This is a genomic window from Hominisplanchenecus murintestinalis, from assembly GCF_943193015.1.
Lineage (GTDB): Bacteria > Bacillota > Clostridia > Lachnospirales > Lachnospiraceae > Hominisplanchenecus_A > Hominisplanchenecus_A murintestinalis.
Window position 1 is genome coordinate 111,874 of record NZ_CALPCM010000005.1, and the last position, 19,919, is coordinate 131,792.

At 45.5% G+C, this 19,919-nt stretch carries 18 protein-coding genes and 1 tRNA gene; 18 read left to right on the forward strand and 1 reads right to left on the reverse strand.

The window, feature by feature from the left end:
• The first annotated feature begins 152 nt into the window (after positions 1-152).
• The 13 genes from NFR99_RS03615 (at position 153) to NFR99_RS03675 (ending at position 10,622) form a co-directional block, all read left to right on the forward strand.
• Positions 153-1,031, forward strand: coding sequence for a YicC/YloC family endoribonuclease (locus NFR99_RS03615; RefSeq protein ID WP_120483349.1), 879 nt, complete (start codon positions 153-155; stop codon positions 1,029-1,031).
• A gap of 63 nt (positions 1,032-1,094) precedes the next feature.
• Entirely contained in the window at positions 1,095-1,370 is a 276-nt protein-coding gene (locus NFR99_RS03620) for a DUF370 domain-containing protein (RefSeq protein WP_120483208.1), read from the forward strand.
• Positions 1,360-1,992, forward strand: coding sequence for a guanylate kinase (gene gmk, locus NFR99_RS03625; protein WP_120483206.1), 633 nt, complete (start codon positions 1,360-1,362; stop codon positions 1,990-1,992). The genes NFR99_RS03620 and gmk overlap by 11 nt, the downstream gene beginning before the upstream one ends.
• 4 nt (positions 1,993-1,996) lie before the next feature.
• A complete protein-coding gene (gene rpoZ, locus NFR99_RS03630) occupies positions 1,997-2,260 on the forward strand; it encodes a DNA-directed RNA polymerase subunit omega (protein WP_120483204.1) in 264 nt (87 codons plus the stop codon).
• Between the two features lie 17 nt (positions 2,261-2,277).
• Positions 2,278-3,603: a 30S ribosomal protein S12 methylthiotransferase RimO gene (gene rimO / locus NFR99_RS03635; RefSeq protein WP_251352782.1), complete on the forward strand. Its 1,326-nt coding sequence runs from the start codon at positions 2,278-2,280 to the stop codon at positions 3,601-3,603.
• A complete protein-coding gene (gene pgsA / locus NFR99_RS03640) occupies positions 3,600-4,136 on the forward strand; it encodes a CDP-diacylglycerol--glycerol-3-phosphate 3-phosphatidyltransferase (RefSeq protein ID WP_120483200.1) in 537 nt (178 codons plus the stop codon). The genes rimO and pgsA overlap by 4 nt, the downstream gene beginning before the upstream one ends.
• Positions 4,137-4,194: 58 nt before the next feature.
• Entirely contained in the window at positions 4,195-5,451 is a 1,257-nt protein-coding gene (locus NFR99_RS03645; RefSeq protein ID WP_135976062.1) for a competence/damage-inducible protein A, read from the forward strand.
• 176 nt (positions 5,452-5,627) lie between these two features.
• Positions 5,628-6,344 carry an ABC transporter ATP-binding protein gene (locus tag NFR99_RS03650; RefSeq protein WP_120486684.1) on the forward strand — a complete coding sequence of 239 codons (717 nt, stop codon included), beginning with the start codon at positions 5,628-5,630 and terminating at the stop codon, positions 6,342-6,344.
• Positions 6,334-7,899, forward strand: coding sequence for a hypothetical protein (locus tag NFR99_RS03655; protein ID WP_251352784.1), 1,566 nt, complete (start codon positions 6,334-6,336; stop codon positions 7,897-7,899). The genes NFR99_RS03650 and NFR99_RS03655 overlap by 11 nt, the downstream gene beginning before the upstream one ends.
• Positions 7,900-8,018: 119 nt before the next feature.
• Positions 8,019-8,753, forward strand: coding sequence for an SIR2 family NAD-dependent protein deacylase (locus tag NFR99_RS03660; protein WP_120486682.1), 735 nt, complete (start codon positions 8,019-8,021; stop codon positions 8,751-8,753).
• Between the two features lie 125 nt (positions 8,754-8,878).
• Positions 8,879-9,019, forward strand: coding sequence for a hypothetical protein (locus NFR99_RS03665; protein WP_199735756.1), 141 nt, complete (start codon positions 8,879-8,881; stop codon positions 9,017-9,019).
• A 243-nt stretch (positions 9,020-9,262) separates the two neighbouring features.
• Positions 9,263-9,333, forward strand: a tRNA-Gly gene (locus NFR99_RS03670).
• A 137-nt stretch (positions 9,334-9,470) separates the two neighbouring features.
• A complete protein-coding gene (locus NFR99_RS03675) occupies positions 9,471-10,622 on the forward strand; it encodes a CgeB family protein (RefSeq protein WP_135976063.1) in 1,152 nt (383 codons plus the stop codon).
• A gap of 78 nt (positions 10,623-10,700) precedes the next feature.
• Here NFR99_RS03675 and NFR99_RS03680 read toward each other — a convergent pair whose 3' ends face one another.
• Complete coding sequence (locus NFR99_RS03680; RefSeq protein ID WP_120486680.1) at positions 10,701-11,987, reverse strand: aspartate aminotransferase type Ic; 1,287 nt, start codon at positions 11,985-11,987, stop codon at positions 10,701-10,703.
• A 260-nt stretch (positions 11,988-12,247) separates the two neighbouring features.
• Here NFR99_RS03680 and NFR99_RS03685 point away from each other — a divergent pair, with 260 nt between their 5' ends.
• The 5 genes from NFR99_RS03685 to NFR99_RS03710 are packed head-to-tail and all read left to right on the forward strand — an operon-like array spanning position 12,248 to position 19,539.
• Positions 12,248-16,453: an aminotransferase class I/II-fold pyridoxal phosphate-dependent enzyme gene (locus tag NFR99_RS03685; RefSeq protein WP_330642095.1), complete on the forward strand. Its 4,206-nt coding sequence runs from the start codon at positions 12,248-12,250 to the stop codon at positions 16,451-16,453.
• Between the two features lie 16 nt (positions 16,454-16,469).
• Positions 16,470-17,381 carry a UDP-N-acetylmuramate dehydrogenase gene (gene murB / locus NFR99_RS03695; RefSeq protein ID WP_120486685.1) on the forward strand — a complete coding sequence of 304 codons (912 nt, stop codon included), beginning with the start codon at positions 16,470-16,472 and terminating at the stop codon, positions 17,379-17,381.
• Between the two features lie 59 nt (positions 17,382-17,440).
• Positions 17,441-18,298 (forward strand): RNase adapter RapZ, encoded by an 858-nt coding sequence (gene rapZ, locus NFR99_RS03700; protein ID WP_120486678.1) that lies wholly within the window; start codon positions 17,441-17,443, stop codon positions 18,296-18,298.
• Between the two features lie 24 nt (positions 18,299-18,322).
• Positions 18,323-19,288 carry a DNA-binding protein WhiA gene (gene whiA / locus NFR99_RS03705; protein WP_135976066.1) on the forward strand — a complete coding sequence of 322 codons (966 nt, stop codon included), beginning with the start codon at positions 18,323-18,325 and terminating at the stop codon, positions 19,286-19,288.
• On the forward strand, positions 19,285-19,539 hold the full coding sequence (locus NFR99_RS03710) for an HPr family phosphocarrier protein (protein ID WP_120486676.1): 255 nt from the start codon (positions 19,285-19,287) through the stop codon (positions 19,537-19,539). Before whiA ends, NFR99_RS03710 begins: the two co-directional genes overlap by 4 nt.
• Positions 19,540-19,919 lie beyond the last annotated feature (380 nt).

Consider the following 19,919-nt stretch of genomic DNA (forward strand, 5'->3'; position numbering starts at 1 on the left):
GCTATTTTATAGGGCTTATATGACAGGAAAAAGGGAATTGACGCTTGTACGGATTTGGATTATACTGTTAATGAATGGATGGAAGGTAAGTTTGGAAGGAAACTTCTAAATCCGACAGGATGGCGCAGCAGATGTGTCAGAAAGAGGAAAAAATGATAAAAAGCATGACAGGCTTTGGACGGTGTGAGAATCTCCAGGGCGACAGGAAATTCACGGTAGAAATGAAGGCCGTGAACCACAGGTACTTTGACGTGAATATCAGGATGCCCAAGAAGCTCAGCTTTTTTGAGTCGGCATTGCGGAATGTACTGAAAGAATACATCCAGAGAGGGAAAGTGGATGTTTTTATTACGTATGAAGATTATGCCGAGAGCAATGTTTCCTTGAAGTATAATGAAGGAATTGCCAGAGAATATGTGAAATATTATGGGCAGATTGCGGAGCAATTCGGACTGGAAAATGATATTCGGACTTCTCTGGTTGCAAGGAGTCCGGAGGTACTGACGATGGAAGAGCAGGCCGTAGATGAGAAGGAATTGTGGGCGGCTCTTGAGAAAACCATGCGGTGTGCCAGTGAACAGTTTGTAGAATCCAGGCTCAAAGAAGGAGAAGCTTTGAAGGATGATTTGCTTGGAAAGCTTAACGGTATGTTGAAGGATGTGGAAGCAGTTGAGAAACGCTATCCTGAGATTATGGAGAACTACCGCAGGAAACTGGAAGAAAAGGTCAGGGAGCTTTTGGGGGATTTTCAGATAGAGGAAGGACGCATTGCCACGGAGGTGGTACTGTATTCGGATAAAATCTGTACAGATGAGGAGACTGTGCGTTTGAGAAGCCACATTGAAAGTATGAAGGATGCGTTGACAGAAGGCGGCGGCATCGGCAGGAAGCTGGATTTTATTGCACAGGAAATGAATAGGGAAGCGAACACGATTTTGTCCAAAGCAAATGATTTGGAGACTTCAAATATCGCCATTAGTTTAAAGACAGAAATCGAGAAAGTACGCGAACAGATTCAAAATATCGAGTAGTTAAGTTTGTGACAGGTTGGCAAAGCTGAACGGTTACTTAAAGTTTAGGGGCAGGAGTATAAAGTGGCGAGATTAATGAATATAGGTTTTGGTAATGCGGTGAATACGGATAAGGTAGTGGCAGTGGTGAATCCGGACGCAGCGCCGATTAAACGTATGGTGCAGCAGGCGAAAGAGAACGGAAGGGTTATTGATGCTACCCAGGGGAGGAGAACAAAGTCTGTGCTTGTAACCCAGGAGGATCATATAGTATTGTCTGCGTTGCAGCCAGACACTCTGATAAAGCGGTTCTCGAATGCTGCAATTATAGGGATGAAGGGGGAAGAAGATGAGCCATAGAGGAATTTTAATAGTGCTTTCCGGTTTCTCCGGCGCAGGAAAGGGGACGCTGGTGAATGCACTTAGGAAAAAATATGATGGTTATGCCCTGTCTATTTCAGCAACTACTAGGCAGCCGAGGGACGGGGAAGAGGAAGGAAAGGCATATTTTTTTAAAAGGGTAGAGGAATTCCGCCGTATGATAGATGAGGATGCTTTTATTGAGTACGCCCAGTATGTGGAGAATTATTACGGTACGCCAAGAGCCTATGTAGAAGAAATGCTGGAGCAAGGGAAAGATGTGATTTTGGAAATAGAGATTCAGGGCGCCCTGAAGGTAAAAGAAAAATATCCGGATGCGCTTCTGATGTTTGTGACTACACCGGATGCATCTACGCTTAAGCTGCGGCTTCTGGGCAGGGGAACAGAGACGGCAGAGGTAGTTTCGTCGCGTCTGGCGCGGGCAGTGGAAGAGGCGGAAGGGATAGAGAATTACGATTATCTGATTGTAAATGACGATTTGGATACGGCAGTGGAAGAGATGCATGGAATCATCCAGGGCGAGCATTACCGTATAAGAAGAAATACAGGGTTTGTAAAAATGATAAGAAAAGATTTAGAGAGGTTTTCGAAAGGAGAATAGGCGAATGTTACATCCATCTTATACAGATTTAATGAATGTAGTAAATAGTGAAGTAGGGGAAAATGAGACTCCGGTGGTGAATAGCAGATATTCAATCGTGCTTGCAACAGCAAAAAGAGCGCGGGAAATCATCGGAGGGGCAGATCCGCTGGTATACAGTTCAGGAAAGAAGCCTCTGTCTGTAGCAGTGGAGGAGCTGGATAAAGCGAAGATTAAGATTATGGCAGAGGAAGAGAAATCAGAAGATGAAATTGAGCTGGCAGAATAGAAAGGGCAGCATAAAATATGAAATTACTGTTTGTATCTCTGGGATGCGATAAGAACCTGGTGGACTCAGAAGTGATGCTTGCCCTTCTGAATGGGCAGGGCTATAGCCTGACGGACAACGAAAGTGAAGCGGATGTCATAATTATCAATACCTGCTGTTTTATCAATGATGCGAAGGAAGAGAGCGTACAGGCGATTCTGGAAATGGCAGAGTATAAAAAATCCGGAAACTGTAAAGCCTTGATTGTGACAGGGTGCCTGGCGCAGCGTTACCAGAAGGAAATTGTGGATGAAATTCCTGAAGTGGATGCGGTTCTTGGCACGTCCACGTATGAAGAGATTGTAAAAGCAGCGGCGGATGCCCTGGAAGGGAAACGGCTTTTGGAGTTTCATGACATCAACAGCACACCAGACGGGAAACGGGAGAGACTGCTTACAACAGGTGGGCATTATGCCCATCTGAAAATTGCAGAGGGATGTGATAAGCATTGTACATACTGCATCATACCTGCCGTGCGTGGGAAGTACCGGAGCGTTCCGATGGAAGAGCTGGTGCAAGAAGCGCGGGATTTGGCGGCGCAGGGTGTAAAGGAACTGATTCTGGTTGCCCAGGAGACTACGTTATATGGAGTAGATATCTATGGAAAGAAATCCTTACATAAACTGCTTCGGGAGTTGTGCAGTATTCAGGGCATCCGATGGATACGTGTCTTGTACTGCTATCCCGAAGAAATTTATGAAGAGCTGATTCAGACTATAAAGACAGAGCCGAAGATCTGCCATTACCTGGATTTGCCGATTCAGCATGCGAACGATGATGTGCTGAAACGGATGGGGCGCAGAACTACGAAAAAGGCTCTGCAGGAAATCGTGGCGCATTTGCGCCGGGAAATTCCTGATATTGTACTACGCACAACATTGATCAGCGGTTTTCCGGGAGAAACACAGGAAGCCCATGAAGAGCTGATGCAGTTTGTGGACGAGATGGAATTTGAGCGTCTGGGCGTGTTTGCCTACTCGCCGGAAGAAGATACCCCGGCGGCCCAGATGGAAGGACAGATACCGGAAGAAATCAAAGAAGAGCGCAGGGATGAACTGATGGAGCTGCAGCAGGAGATTTCGTTTGACAAAAATGAAGATATGGCGGGCAGGACGCTGCTGGCTATGGTAGAAGGAAAAGTGGCGGATGAAAATGCCTATATTGCCCGCACCTATATGGATGCGCCGGGAATTGACGGTTATCTGTTTATCAATACAGATGAAACGCTGGTGACGGGAGATTTTGCAAGGGTAAAAGTGACAGGAGCCCTGGAATATGATTTGATAGGAGAGATTGCAGAATGAATGCACCAAATATGTTAACAATATTAAGGGTGGTCATGATTCCGTTTTTTGTGGCTTTCTTGTTGCTTGATATTACGGAATATGACAAATATATCGCTCTGGCTATTTTCATTGCAGCAAGCTTTACAGACACTTTGGACGGTTATCTGGCAAGGAAAAACAACCAGGTAACGAATTTTGGGAAATTTATGGATCCGCTTGCAGATAAACTGCTGGTATCGGCGGCGATGATCTGTCTGGTGGAATTAGATATGATTCCAAGCTGGGTTGTAATTGTAATCATCAGCCGGGAATTTATTATCAGCGGTTTTCGGCTGGTGGCGTCGGACAACGGCATTGTAATTGCAGCGAGCTGGTGGGGAAAAATTAAGACCGTATCCCAGATGGTTATGATTATCCTTTTGATAGGAGATTTTGGCGGAGTGTTTACGATGCTTGAACAGGTGTTTATTTATATTGCATTGATTCTGACAGTAATTTCCCTTATAGATTATATTGCAAAAAATAAGCAGGTTCTGAAGATGCAGGATTAGATAGAGGGACTTAGCCATCAGATAACAGGCGGAAATGCGCCGGACATTGGAGGTAAAAATGGAAGTTGAGTTAATTTCGGTGGGAACAGAGCTGCTGCTTGGAAATATTGTGAATACAAACGCGGCATATCTTTCGGAGCAGTGCGCTCTATTGGGGCTTTCTATGTTCCACCAGTCTGTAGTGGGGGATAATGAGGAACGTCTGGCAGAGGCGATTCAGACAGCACTGGGACGTTCAGATGTAGTAATCTTGAGCGGAGGGCTGGGGCCTACGAAGGATGACCTTACCAAAGAGGCTGCAGCCAAGGTGATGGAAATGCCTCTGAAAGAAGATAAGCATACCCGGAAGCTGATTGCGGAATATTTTAAGAACAGCGGAATTAAAACCGTTACGGAAAATAATTGGAAGCAGGCGCAGGTGCCGGAGGGAGGCATTGTGGTAGACAATGACAATGGTACGGCGCCCGGACTGATTTTGGAAAAGGACGGAAAATCTGTTATCCTGCTGCCAGGCCCTCCGAATGAGATGCAGCCCATGTTTGCGAAAAGCATTTTTCCGTATTTGAATAAACTTCAGCCGGAAATGATATGCTCCTGTATGGTGAAGATATGCGGGCTGGGAGAGAGCTATGTGGAAACACAGATTGCAGATTTGATTGAAAAGCAGACGAATCCTACGCTTGCCCCATATGCAAAGACCGGGGAGGTGCATCTGCGGATTACGGCGAAGGCTTCTGACGAGAAAGAAGCGAAGAAACTGATCAAACCAATGGTTCGGGAGCTTAGGAAACGCTTTGGCGACTATATTTATTCTACAGATGAGCATGAGACGCTGGCAGAAAGTGTTCTAAAGCTTCTGAAAGAGCGGGAATTGACGCTTACTACGGCAGAGTCATGTACAGGCGGCATGCTGGCGGCAAGGCTGACAGATGTGCCCGGAGCATCCGAAGTGTTTAAGCAAGGACTTGTAACATACAGCAATAAAGCAAAAAGAAAGCTTTTGGATGTAAAAAAGACAACGCTGAAAGATTATGGGGCAGTCAGTGAGAAGACTGCCAAAGAGATGGCGAAAAACGGCGCTTTTGTAACCGGGTCAGATGTATGTATATCTATTACCGGAATCGCGGGACCGGACGGAGGAAGTGAGGAGAAGCCGGTGGGGCTGGTCTACATGGCATGCAGCCTGAATAATAAAGTTACTGTAAAAGAATATCATTTTCAGGGAAGCAGAGAGAAGATACGGGAGTATTCCGTGGTGAGGGCGCTTACGCTGCTGCGGAGCTGCATCTTGGAAAGTGACGGAAAAGAAAGTTAAATGGCCGTCGCCGGGCAGAGAATGCCTGGCGGCGTTTTTTGCGTGAAAATTAGGAATGATGTTATGTATTAGAATTGTTTTTGCTGTATCTTGGAATCTTTTCGTGGTATAATGTATAAAAATTGTGTGCGAACACATAAAGACAAGAAATGATGAAACTTGAGGAGGAAAAAGCGATGCTGGAAATTAGGAATTTTTCAAAAACATATAAAAAAGGGAAAAAGGCGGTTGATAACCTGACGCTTACCGTGGAAGCGGGGGATATCTATGGATTCATCGGACACAATGGCGCAGGAAAAAGTACTACAATTAAATCTGTTGTGGGTGTGCTGGATTTTGAGGAAGGTGAAATTCTGATTGACGGAAAAAGCATTCGCAAATCTCCGGTAGAATGTAAAAAAGTTACGGCATATATCCCTGATAATCCGGATATTTATGAACATTTGACAGGAGTTAAATATCTGAACTTTATCGGAGATATTTATGAAGTTCCGTCCAAAATAAGGAAAGAACGTATTGCAAAGTATGGAGATTTGCTGGAAATTACCGGAAGTCTGGGGGACTTGATTTCTTCTTATTCTCATGGGATGAAGCAAAAGGTGGCGCTTATTTCTGCACTAATCCATCAGCCCAAGCTGATGGTTCTGGATGAGCCGTTTGTAGGGCTTGACCCTAAGGCTTCCATTACTTTAAAAAATATCATGCATGAAATGTGTGGGAACGGAAGTGCGATTTTCTTTTCTACCCATGTTCTGGAGGTTGCGGAAAAGCTGTGTAATAAGATTGCAATTATCAAAGATGGCAGGCTGATTGTGAGCGGGGAAACGGAGAAGCTTACAGGGGATGAATCTCTGGAGAACCTTTTCCTGGAGGTGATTGAAGATGAAAAATAAGTGTTTTCTGTTGATGAAGGTACAGCTTTTAGGACAGTTCAGGGGAAAGGAAAAGAAACGCGGCACGGTTGTAATGATGGCAGCATATCTGTTTGTGGACGTAATGATTGCGGCGTACAGTTTTCTGGTAGCAGCAGGCCTGGGAGCTATGGAACTTTCCTATATGATACCCGGGTTTGCTTTGGCAATCACGAGTGTGATTACTCTATTTTTTACGGTATTAAAGGCAAATGGTGTATTGTTTGCTTATCGGGATTATGAGCTTTTGCTGTCATTTCCAATAAAAACGGGAACGGTGATAGCCAGCCGTTTCCTGTCGATGTATTTGATGAATCTGCTGTTCACGGCAGTTGTAATGCTTCCCATGGGGGCCGGATATGTGATATGGGAGCATCCGGGTATTGGATTTTACCCTATCTGGCTCTTGGGAATGATGGCGGCGCCTTTGCTTCCAACGACGGCAGCAACCGTGATTGGCGCGTTGATTATCCTGTTTACATCAAGGTTCCGCCATGCGAATGTGCTTACTACGGTTTTAACCATTGGCATTACCAGTGTCATTATGGTACTGTCTTTTGGGTTAAGCGGTATGGATGAGGGGGATATTCTGGTTCAGGAGCTGAACCAGCTGGGACAGGTGATGCTTGGAGCGATTCACAGACTGTATCCTCCGTCGGTACTTTTTGAGCGTGCGGTGATTTCCTTCGATATGTTTTCCTTTTTTACATTTTTGCTGCTTTCTATAGGGTGGTATCTGATTTTTTTGAAGCTGGTATCATTGAAGTATAAGAGTATGAATACGGCATTGATGAGCTGGCATGCGCGTTCGGACTATAAGCTGGGGACGCTTAAAACATCTAGTCCGCTGATGGCAGTATGCAGAAAAGAGGCAAAGCGTTTTTTTGGATGCCCGATGTATACCACAAATATGGGGATAGGACTGGTGATGATGGTGCTTTTCGGCGTTGCGTTAGCAGTGATGGGACCTGAAAAGCTGGAGAAGTGGGTGAATATACCGGGTATGTCTGAAGGTATTACAAAGGTATTGCCTTTTATGATTGCCATGCTGCAGTGTATGAGCTGTACGACGTGTGTGTCTCTGTCACTGGAGGGAAGAAACTTATGGATTCTGAAATCTCTTCCGCTAGATAAGAAAACGGTGTACCAAGGGAAAATCCTGTTTAATTTGCTGCTCACGGTTCCGGCAGGCATCCTGGTTTCCCTGCTGATAGCTGTCAGGATTCCTATGAGTGCCTGGGAGGTCCTGTTCTTATTTATAATTCCGGTAGTGTATGCAGTCTTTATCAGTGTGCTGGGAATGTATATTAACATTAAGTTCCCGAAGTATGACTGGACGAGCGAGGCGGCAGTGGTAAAGCAGAGCGCTTCAAGCATGGCCGGGATTTTTGCAGGGATGTTTAATGCGCTGATTCCTTTAATCCTGATGCTGGTTCTTCAGGGGATGTTTGCAAAGATTTTCGAAGTTTTTCTGGTAGTGTTAGAAGGGGGATTGGCATATTTTCTATACCGTCATGTGATAAAATTGGATTTTTAAGCTATTTGACGGTGGTAGGTGTAAAAAACATTGGTAAATACGCATAAAATGCGACAAAAATATTGACATTTTGTAGTGGATTGTACTAATATAAAGGAAAAGCAGACGGAGGTGGGGTCATGAGAGAAGTAGACCTGTTAAGAAAAGCTTTATTTGAAAGTAAGTATACGGTTGCCCTCTGCTGTAGCGGTCTGTTAGAGGAAGTAGGGCGGGCAAGTGTACGGACGCAGTCTCGAGCTTATGAAATTGAGATGAAATATGGGTATTCTCCAGAGGAGATTTTTAATGCCGCATTTTTCAGTACACGGCCGGAAAAGTTTTTTGATTATTATAAGGCGGAGATACTGCCCGGAGATATGGAGCCGGGAGAATCTTTTCGTTATCTGAGGGAACTGGAACAACGCAGCCTGATACATCTTATGATTACGGACAATACCTGTAATTTTTACTCAAGGGTAGGATGCCGGAATGTAATCATGATGCACGGAGATGTGGAAGATAATGTCTGCATTAACTGCGGAAAGCGGTTTCGTGCAGATTACGTGGCGAAGAGCAGAGGAATTCCCTGCTGTGACGAGTGCGGAAAGATATTGAGACCCAAAGTAGTAATGTTTGGTGAGGCGGTAGATAACCGTTTGATGACAAGAGCCATTAACGAAATTACAAAAGCCGAAGTGCTTCTGGTAATCGGTGCAAACCTGGACGGAGCTTTTGCAGAACGGTATGTGAAATATTTTGATGGGAAGAAACTGGTAGTCATCGACCCGGAGGACGCTTTTAAAGACAGGGTTGCAGATTTGGCAATCCACCGTCCGGTACGGGATGTATTACGGGAGCTGTTAGAAGGCTGCTAATATCAAAAGTTAAAGAAAGGTAACCGTTCCGGAACCAAAGGAGGTATGCGGGCGGTTACCTTTGTATTTGATATTGGGAAAAAGTATTTTTCTTATGTATTCATGGATAGAAGGAGGTTATTCACATGCAAGAAAAGAAAGAAAAAGAAGAACAGAAAAGCCAGGAGGCGCGGCAGGAAAAAAAGCTCAGTGAAACCTGGGCGCAGGATGCCTTGGGAGACTTAGAGGACTGGATAGAAGAGCAGGGGATTTACATACGGCAGTGAAAGGATGCGGCAAATTGCGGTTTGAAAGTTGATTATAACAGTTCAGCCCAGGACTTTGCATTTGCTGCAAAGTCCGTAAGAATGCGTAAATTTAGGCAGAGAATCCAGCCCTTTGTGATCAGCAAACTTTAAATGGGCTGGATTCCGTAGCAGTAAAGCCGAAGGCTGAACTGTTACAGTTGATTCGCGATTTGAAAAAAAGTACTTGCATTTTGGCAGGGGATGGGGTATAATAGGTGACATGCAGATATAGTTCATCGGTAGAACGCTAGCTTCCCAAGCTGGAGAGACGGGTTCGATTCCCGCTATCTGCTTTTTGTTTTTGGTAGTGTTAATTCACGGCATATATCAGATGCGAAACCAGTCAGACATTTGTTTGTGTTTGATTGGTTCTTTTTTTACACACTAGAAAAAGGATATGGGGATAAAAATGCAGAAGGGATGATAAAAAATGAAAATTTTATTTATTGAATGGAGCAGTTGTGGGAAGAAAGATTTGGTGGAGGCTTTTATTAAAGAAGGGCATGAACTGATTTATCCTCCGTTTTCGATTGAAGGAAAGACATATCAGGAGCTTCCTGAGATTGAACGCCAGTTTTCTTCCGTCGTGCGGGAGGAAGCGCCGGATCTGGTTTATACGACGAATTATTATCCGGCAATTTCCAATCTGTGCTGTAAGGAAAATGTTCGGTATATTTCCTGGCTGTATGACAGCCCGTACCGCAGGCTTTTTTCAGAAAGTGTCCTTAATCCGTGCAACATCATCTATGTATTTGATAAGCAGCTGTATCTTGAGTGTCATAATGCCGGTATTTCTACGGTACGTTATATGCCGCTGGCTGCGAATACGGAACGATTGGACGCTATTCAAACAGACGGGTATACATATGATGTCTCTTTTGTGGGTTCTTTATATTTGGAGAATGGCAGTGCATTTGTGCAGGTGCTGAATTCTGTTTCTGATTATACAAAAGGATACCTGAACGCACTTGTGGCTGCCCAGCTGAAAATACAGGGGTACAATTTTATTGAGGAAGTCCTGGGACCGGTGATAGGGGATATGGCAAGGGCATACCCAATGACGCGGGAGCCGGGGGGGATAGAATCACAGGAATATTTTTATGCGCAATATGTGGTTAATGAGTGGATTACTGCAGTAGACCGTATTGATTTGCTGGAGACGGTTGCCCGAGAGTGTGCAGGGGTGGATCTTTTTACACAGCATAAAGACTTTTCGGCGTCGAATGTGCGCAATCACGGGACTGTTGATTATTATGAGGAGATGCCGAAGGTCTTCAAACAGAGCCGGATTAACCTGAATATTACCCGGCGTGGAATTCAAAGCGGGATTCCGCTGCGCGCAGTAGATATTATGGGAAGCGGAGGATTTCTGGTTAGCAATTTTCAGTCTGATTTTTTGGACTATTTTATTCCAGGGGAGGATTTTGTATATTATGAGAGTAAAGAGGATTTACAGCAGAAAATAGATTATTATTTGAACCATGAAGAAGAACGCAGGGCAATTGCCAAACGTGGACATGACAAAATTGCAGCGGGGCATACCTACAGGCATCGGATAAGGGAAATGCTGAGTGCACTCTGATGGCAAGTGTTTTTTGCTGCAGACTATCTAAAAATGAGCCGTGGCTTTTTGTATTTAAAAGCTGCGGCTCATTTTGGGTTATTTATTTTCTAAAATTTTATCAATGCTGACCAGCTTTACACTAAGGACAAAAATATCGGTTGCGATCGCCAGCTCTTCCGGTGTAGGGTAGGAAGGCGCGATACGGATATTGCTGTCCTGGGGGTCTTTTCCGTAGGGGAATGTGGCTCCTGCTCCTGTCATAACCAGCCCGGCTTCCTTTGCTTTTGCTACGATAGCTTTTGCACATCCTGGAAGGGCGTCGAAGGAAATGAAGTAACCGCCTCTTGGTTCAATCCAGTTTCCGATTTCCAGGCCGCCCAGCTCATGTTTCAGGCAGTTCAGTACGGTTTCAAATTTCGGGCGCAGGATTTCTGCATGTTTCCTCATATGCTGTACCATTCCGTGGATATCTTTGAAAAAGCGTACATGGCGGAGCTGATTCAGTTTATCATGGCCGATGGTCTGCATTGCCATTTGTTTTTTTATATATTCCAGGTTTGCTTTTGATGTTCCGATGGCTGCTACGCCTGAGCCTGGGAAACTTACTTTTGAAGTAGAGCAGAATTTGTATACCATGTCGGGATGGCCTTCTTTTTTGCATTCCATCAGGATTTCAACCAGATTGTCCTGCTTGTCATCGTACAGATGGTGGATTCCGTAGGCGTTGTCCCAGTAGATGCGGAAATCTTCAGCTGCGGGATTCAGCCTTGCAAATCTGCGTACAGTTTCATCAGAGTATGTGGAACCCTGGGGATTCGAATATTTCGGCACGCACCAGATACCTTTTACTGCCGGGTCGTTGTTTACATATTTTTCGACCAGATCCATATCCGGGCCGTCCGGTGTCATCGGGATATTTATCATTTCGATTCCGAAATGCTCTGTAATCGTGAAATGCCTGTCATATCCGGGAACCGGACAGAGGAACTTCACTTTCTCTAATTTACACCAGGGAGTGCTGCCCATAACGCCGTGGGTCATGGAACGTGACACCGTATCATACATGATGTTCAGGCTGGAGTTTCCGTAAATAATGATATTGTCAGGGGAAACTTCTGTCATATCGGCAAGCAGTTCTTTTGCTTCCCGGATGCCGTCCAGCACACCGTAGTTCCGGCAGTCCACGCCTTCTGAGCACTTTAAATCTGTCTCGCTGTTCAGTACGTCCATCATTCCCATAGCCAAATCCAGCTGTGCGGCGGAAGGTTTTCCTCTGGACATATCCAGCTTCAGCCCTTTGGCTTTGACTTCTTTAAATTTTTCCTCCAGTACTGATTTTTCCTGAAGTAGTTCTTCCCTGCTCCTGTCCTTATACGCTGTCATAATCGTCCTCCTCTTGAAATGTCTTTCTTGGAAATACACCTGTTTGTACAGGGTGTATTTTTTTGCCCTTTGCAATTTTATTACGCCCGGGGCGATTCGTCAAGTGTTTCTTAAGAGTTTTTCGACGGCTTCCTGCCGGGGGTTTGCATTTAGTCATAAAAGAAAGAATTAAGAAACGCATAATTGAAATTTCCCGAAAAGGAGGCTATACTAGAGCAGACGTAGTTTTGCAGAACGTGATTTGAGGAGAATGGATACATATGGAAAAATTTTTAAGGCAGATATTTGGGAATGAAGGGATTCGTTATATATTTTTCGGCGCATGTACTACGCTGGTGAATGTAGGAGCGTATGCGGCGCAGAGATATCTTTTTGGGGTTGATGTAACGGCAGCCAATATGATTTCTATTGCATTGGCGATTTTGTTTGCCTATGTGGTAAATAAACAGTATGTGTTCAAAAGCAGGACAGCTTCTGTAAAAGAGCTTCTGGCTGAAGCGGCACAGTTTATCGGCATGCGCCTTGGCACAATGTTCCTGGAAGTGTTTGGCGTAGTGTTTTTAAGCAGTGTTTTCGGCATCGACGACATGGTTTCCAAGCTGGCGGTGCAGGCGGTAGTTTTGGCGCTTAATTACCTGTTTAGTAAGCTGTTTGTGTTTAATAAGGAAAAGAAGGAATTGCCGGAGTTGGAAAAGAAAGTGCAAAGGATACGGAGAAAATGCTGCTTTTGGGGTTTTACGATCCCGGCTGTCGTTGTGACGGCGGCGTTTATAGGGAACGGTGTGTTTCCGTTTGGGGACAGAGGCGTGCTGATTATTGACTCCCTGCACCAGTATCTGCCGTTTTTTACGGAATTTCATGAAAAGCTGGTGAATTCAGAATCCCTGCTGTATTCTTTTGGCGGCGGGCTGGGCTATAATTTCTGGGCGACGATTGCGTATTATCTGGCAAGCCCGATGAATTTTCTGGTGAGCCTGTTCCCAAAGGAACATATGATGGATGTGATGGCGCTTTTTATTGTGTTGAAAATCGGTTTGTGCGGTTTGACCATGACCTGGTATTTTACAGAGCATGACAGAGGAAGGAGCTATTACCCGATTGCGTTCGGTACGATGTTTGGGCTGAGCAGCTTTATCATCGGTTACTATTTTAATCTAATGTGGCTGGAGAGTATCGCGATGCTTCCGCTTGTAATGCGGGGGATTGAACGGATTGTTAAGGATGAAAAGAAAAAATCTCTTTACTGTCTGGCGTTGTTTTATGCTCTGTACTGTAATTATTATATCGGCTTTATGCTGTGTCTTTTTTCCTGCCTGTATTTTCTGGTACAGTGGGTTTCTGCCCGGAAAGTGGAAGGGAAGAGAGTCCTGGATTCCTGCCTGACATTTGGATGGTATTCACTTCTTGCCGGGGGAATGGCGGCGATTATTTTGCTGCCTGCATTTGTGGGGCTGGGAACTACGGAGTCGGCGCAGAACAGTTTTCCGTCTCCGTTGAAATTTTATGTGGAAAATCTTTCCCAGCTTACCAGCCATTTTGCATTTGTGGAGCCAATTAATATTGCGGATGACCAGATTGGAGTCAATGCATTTTGCGGCACGGTGACGATGATTCTGGGATGTCTGTATGCTCTGGATAAGAGACGGAGCATACGGGAGAGGGCTTCGAAACTGCTGCTGATAGGTTTTTTGTATGCGAGCTTTGACATTAATGTGCTGAATTTTATCTGGCATGGCTTTCATGTGCAGAATGGACTTCCGAACCGCTTTGCATTTATTTATATTGCTATGCTGCTTTCCGTGGGGTTTGATGTGATGACAGACTTGCGGAGGCTCTCGTGGGAGCGGGTAGCAGTTGCGTGTGTGCCGCCTATGGGATTTGCAGTGTATTCAGCGTGGACAGGTCTGGGAGAACGGGAACCTTATGTCTATACGGCAGTTATCGTGCTTCTGGCAGTTTACAGCGTTCTGCTGTTGCTGTACCGCAGCGGGAAGAAGATGGGGGAATATACATTCCGATGTGCGTTTATGTCCCTGGTGCTGGCAGAGATGACGGCTACAGGCGCGGTGGGCGTGTGTATGAACGGCACGGTGGGCAGAAGCACTTATGTAGATGAACAGAAAGCCTACGAAAAAATGATTGCCAGGCGGCAGGATAACAGTTTTTACAGGAGCGATATCGACAGCAGCCGGATGAGGAATGAAAATATGTTTATGGGTGGAAATGGCGTGGTATTGTTTTCTTCTACCATGCCGGCAGCTACGGTAGATATCTGTAAAAGCCTGGGGATTGAGGCGAGGACGAATAAGAATGGGTATAATGGGTTCACAAAGCTGGCGAACGATATTTTTGGCGTAAAATATATTGTGTCGCAAACAGACACGACGTCTCTTTACCAGATGGAAAAAGTAGATTATGAGGAACCGCTGGCTATGTATCAGAATACGGGGGCGCTTTCTCTGGGATTTATGGTAAATTCGGAAATTAAAGAATGGGATATCGAAGAAGATGGTACGCCGCTTGATGTTCAGAACCGTTTTATAGAGCTGGCAACAGGCAGCCATGGTATATTTTTTGAAAATCAGGAAATTGCGATGTATGACGGAGAAACCTATGAGATCCTTCTTCCGGCCGGAAAGCAGGCGTATCTTTATTTACCTGAGTCAGTGGAAGAGGTAGAACTTACCACTCCGCAATATTCCAAGAGTTATGACAGATTTACCGACCATCTGTATGATTTAGGGTGTTTTGCGGAAGATAATACCGCGACGGTTACTGTAACTATGAAAGAAGGTCAAACCGAAGCGGAAGCAAGCGTATACGTATGCGATGACGCGGCATATAAAGAGATGCATGCGCTTCTGGCAGATGAGCAGATGGAGACGGACGTGGCAGAGGACGGAAAAATCAGAGGGCGTGTAACGGCAAAGGAGGCCGGAACCCTGCTGCTTTCAATTCCCTATGATGAAGGATGGAGCATCAAGGCAGATGGGCAGGAGATAACTGCGTACCGGGTAGGCCAGGCGCTTACAGGAATTGATTTAGAATCCGGGGAGCATGAGATTTCTATGGATTATACTCCGCCGGGATTGTGGATGGGAACGGCAGTGAGCCTGGTGTGTATCGCATTGTACCTCGTAACGGCGGCAGAGGCGCAGAGGCGCGATGCCCGGATTGAGCAGCGGGAAGCAGAAGAGGCTGTAAGGCGTGAAGAAGAGAGAAGAAGGAGACTCGAAGAGGAAAAAGAGAGAAATAGATTTTCAAGGAAATCACAGATGTTCCAGGCAGGAATTTTTGCCGTATTAAATGAAAAGAAGGAAGAGTTGGAGCAGCAGGGCAGGAAAATTTATAACCTGTCGGTGGGAACACCCGACTTTAAGCCCGCGCCCCATGTGATGGCAGCGGTTGCTGAGGCCGCAAAGAAGCCGGAAAATTACAGGTATGCATTGACAGACAGACCATTTCTGCTGGAGGCGGTACAGGATTTTTACAGGAATCGTTTTGGTGTGGAATTGATGCCGGAGGAAATCATGACTATCAATGGCTCACAGGAGGGCATGGCGCATATTACCTGGGCATTGTGCAATCCTGGTGACGTAGTCTTAGTACCGAATCCCGGATACCCGATTTTCAGCATCGGTCCGGCGCTTTGCGATGCAAAGGTGGTGGAATATCCACTGTATCCTGAGAACGGCTTCCTGCCGAAGTTTGCCGATATTCCGGCAGAGATGGCAAGACGTGCGAAGTTTATGTTGGTGTCCTATCCTCTGAACCCCGTATGTGCGGTGGCAGATGATGGATTTTATGAGGAATTGATTGCCTTTGCCCGGAAATATCAAATCATCATTATCCATGATAATGCATATTCTGATATTATCTACGGAGAGAGAATCGGAAAATCTTTTCTTGCATATGAAGGGGCGAAAGAAGTGGGCGTAGAACTATATTCCCTCTCCAAATCTTATAATTTGACGGGAGCCAGAATTTCTTTTGTGCTGGGCAACCGGGAGATTGTAGATACATTCCGTGCGGTGCGTACACAGATTGATTATGGAATGTTCTTGCCTCTGCAGTATGGGGCAGCGGCAGCGCTGAGCGGATCAAGGGAAAGCGTAGAAGCGCAGCGAAGAGAGTACGAGGCGAGGATGGAAGCGCTGTGCGGCGGTCTGCGTGAAATCGGATGGGATGTTCCGGACAGCCAGGGTACAATGTTTGTGTGGGTTCCGCTTCCAAAAGGATATGAAGACTCAAATGCATTCTGTATGGAATTGATGGAGAGAGCAGGTGTGATTTGCGTGCCGGGCAGCAGCTTTGGTTCGCTGGGAGAAGGGTTTGTACGTTTTGCGCTGGTAGAGCCGGTTCATGTGATGAAGGAGATTGTGGAAGCTGTCAGGGAGAGCGGTATACTTGTGGCAAATGAGAGGGGAAACATTCCGAAAAAAGACACGGAGAATAATATTTTATAAAGGGCAGGTAAAGAGAGTGGAAAAAGGATTTTTGGATAAGGTTTGCAGCATTGTAGGAAATGATAATGTATCTGTAGATGAACCGATGAAGAAACACACGACTTTTCGGATTGGGGGTCCCGCGGACTACTATGTAACGCCGCATAGCGGGGAAGAGGCTGCACAGGTGATAAAGGCGTGCCGTGAGTGGAAGCTTCCGTTTTATATTTTGGGAAACGGAAGCAATCTTCTGGTAAGTGATAAGGGATTTCGAGGCGTTATCATACAGATGTTTAAAAATTATAGTGAGGTTTCTGTGGATGGCGTCTGCGTGACAGCCAGAGCAGGCGCTCTGTTATCTAAAATAGCTAAGACAGCATTAGAAAATAATCTCACAGGGTTAGAATTTGCAGCCGGAATTCCGGGAACCCTTGGAGGGGCAGTGGTGATGAATGCCGGAGCGTATGGCGGCGAAATGAAAGATGTACTGGAGGAAGTGGGAGTGCTTTCAGGGGAAGGAGAAATCCTGAGGCTGAAAAGAGAGGAGCTGGATCTGGGCTACCGCACCAGTGTCATTGCGCGGAAAGGATATATCGTACTGGAAGCGAAAATGCGGCTTCAGGAAGGAAAACGGGAAGCGATTGCATCCCGTATGGAAGAATTAAAAGAGAAACGCGTAAGTAAACAGCCGTTGGAGCTTCCGAGTGCCGGGAGTACTTTTAAACGTCCGGAAGGGAACTTTGCCGGAAAATTAATCATGGAGGCGGGGCTTCGGGGGTTTTCCGTAGGAGATGCCCAGGTATCTGAGAAGCACTGTGGATTTGTGGTGAATAAAGGCGGGGCGACAGCCCTACAGGTGAGGGAGCTGATGCAGGAAGTCATAAGGCGGGTAGAGGAGACTTCAGGGGTTACTCTGGAGCCGGAAGTAAAGATGTTGGGGGAATGGTAACGGTTCAAATTCGGAACTGTGGCTGTTGTCCCGCGGCGCGGGAGATAGGAGTTTGACTTATGAGATTTGTAATTGTGACCGGGATGTCGGGCGCAGGGAAGAGTACAGCGCTCAAAATGCTAGAGGATATGGGATATTTCTGTGTGGATAACCTTCCGATACTTTTGCTGAAAAAATTTGCGGAACTGGCGTGCGATTTGGGCAGTGAGATTGAGAAAGTAGCGCTGGGAGTTGATGTGCGCAGCGGACAGGCGTTAGGGGAATTGGAGCAGGAACTTGAGGAGATTGCTATGGAAGGATTTCAGTATGAAATCGTATTTTTGGATGCTTCGGACTCTGTGCTGGTAAAACGGTATAAGGAGACACGCCGCAGCCATCCTCTTTCGCGGGGTGACAGAGTGGACAAGGGAATTGCCCTGGAAAGGGCAAAGATGGGTTTTTTGAAAAAACATGCGGACTATATTATTGATACGAGCCAGCTGCTTACCCGGGAGCTGCATCAGGAGCTGGGAAAAATCTTTGTGTGGAACCAGGAATTTAAAAGCCTGGTGATAACTGTGCTTTCTTTTGGGTTTAAATATGGGATTCCGAATGATTGTGATTTGGTGTTTGATGTGCGTTTTCTTCCAAATCCTTTTTATGTAGAGGAGCTTCGGAATAAGACAGGACTGGACGCAGAGGTTCAGGACTATGTGATGGGGTTTGAGCTGGCACATGAGTTTCTGGACAAGCTGGCAGATATGGTTGAATTTCTAATACCCAATTATGTGGCGGAGGGGAAAAACCAGCTGGTTATTGGCATTGGCTGTACCGGAGGGAAACATCGTTCGGTTACTTTGGCAGGCAGGCTTTATGAGCGGCTGAAAACGTGCAGTGAATATGGGAGCAGAATTGAACACAGGGATATCGCAAGGTAGAATGCAGGCGGATAAGGAGAAGAGATGTCGTTTTCGAGTGATGTGAAAGAGGAGTTATCACGGCAGCTATGCGCAGCCAGACATTGCCGGATAGCAGAAATTGCCGCTATTATCAGTATGTGCGGCAGTGTTTCGATTTCAAAAGAAGAAAAGTATTGCCTGCGGGTACAGACAGAAAATCTCTCTGTGGCAAGAAAATACTTTACATTACTGCAAAAAACCTTTAATATAGATACGGAAGTTTCCATAAAGCAGAATGTGTACTTAAAAAAGGCACCGACGTATCTGGTGCTGGTGAAGAATCACGAAGATGCCATGAAGATACTTCAGGCGGCCAGGCTGATTGGATGGAATGGAGAAATTAGAGAAAATCTGTCGCTTCATGATAATCTGGTGATTCAGAAGTCCTGTTGTAAGCGCGCGTTTATCCGAGGTGCATTTTTGGCTTCGGGCTCTATCAGCAATCCTCAGAAGTCTTATCATTTTGAGATTGCCTGCGCCACAGAGAGAAAAGCAGAACAGCTTCGCGATATTATTAACAGTTTTGAAATGGATGCGAAGATTGTACGGCGGAAAAAGTATTATGTAGTTTACATCAAAGAGGGTTCCCGGATTGTGGATATTCTGAATGTGATGGAGGCGCATGTGGCGCTGATGGATTTGGAGAATGTGCGGATTTTAAAAGAAATGCGGAATTCCGTGAACAGAAAAGTAAACTGTGAAACGGCAAATATTCATAAGACGGTGAATGCCGCAGTAAAGCAGACAGAGGACATAAAATATATTCAGTCAAAAATCGGCTTTGAAGATCTTGCAGAGGGACTTGCAGACACGGCACGGCTTCGTCTTGAGAATCCAGATGCTTCGCTGAAGGAGCTGGGGATGATGCTTGCCCCACCAGTGGGGAAGTCCGGCGTAAATCACAGATTGAGAAAGCTTAGTGCACTTGCTGAAGAGTTGCGTGGGAATGAAGGAGGAGAGCTATTATGATTAGGAAATCAATCAAAGTGCAGATATCGAATGGGCTGGAAGCGCGGCCTGTAGCGGTATTGGTGCAGGTGGCGAGCCAATATGAAAGTGCAGTATATGTGGAGCTGGCTAAGAAGCGTGTGAACGCGAAGAGTATTATGGGAATGATGACCCTGGGATTAAATGAAGGGGATAATGTTATCATTTCTGCAGAAGGCACAGACGAAGAGGCGGCTATGCAGGGGATTGAAAAGTATTTAAGCGGGAATTAGAGTAGTATTGTCTTACATAAATTTACTGTATTTTACGCAAGACGATACCAGGCAGATGGAACATAATGAGGGGCTGGCGCAGGGATGCGGCGGCTTCTGTTTTTACAAAGAAAAAAATATCGAAAAAAATCAAAAAAAGTACTTGACATATTCGGAAAGGTTTGGTAGACTAAGGAAGCTGTCGGGGACGAAACAAACAAGACAGCAGAGGACATTGATAATTGAACAGTGAAACAACCTTGAAAGTTCATGAAGACAAGGTCTTGAGAGAGACCATCCATGACTGAGGAAAAGAAGTTTCCAAAGTTCTGGAGAGTGAAATTCAAAGAACAGATGTACAACTACATCGACCTTAAAACAGTAAAACAAGGGATAGAACA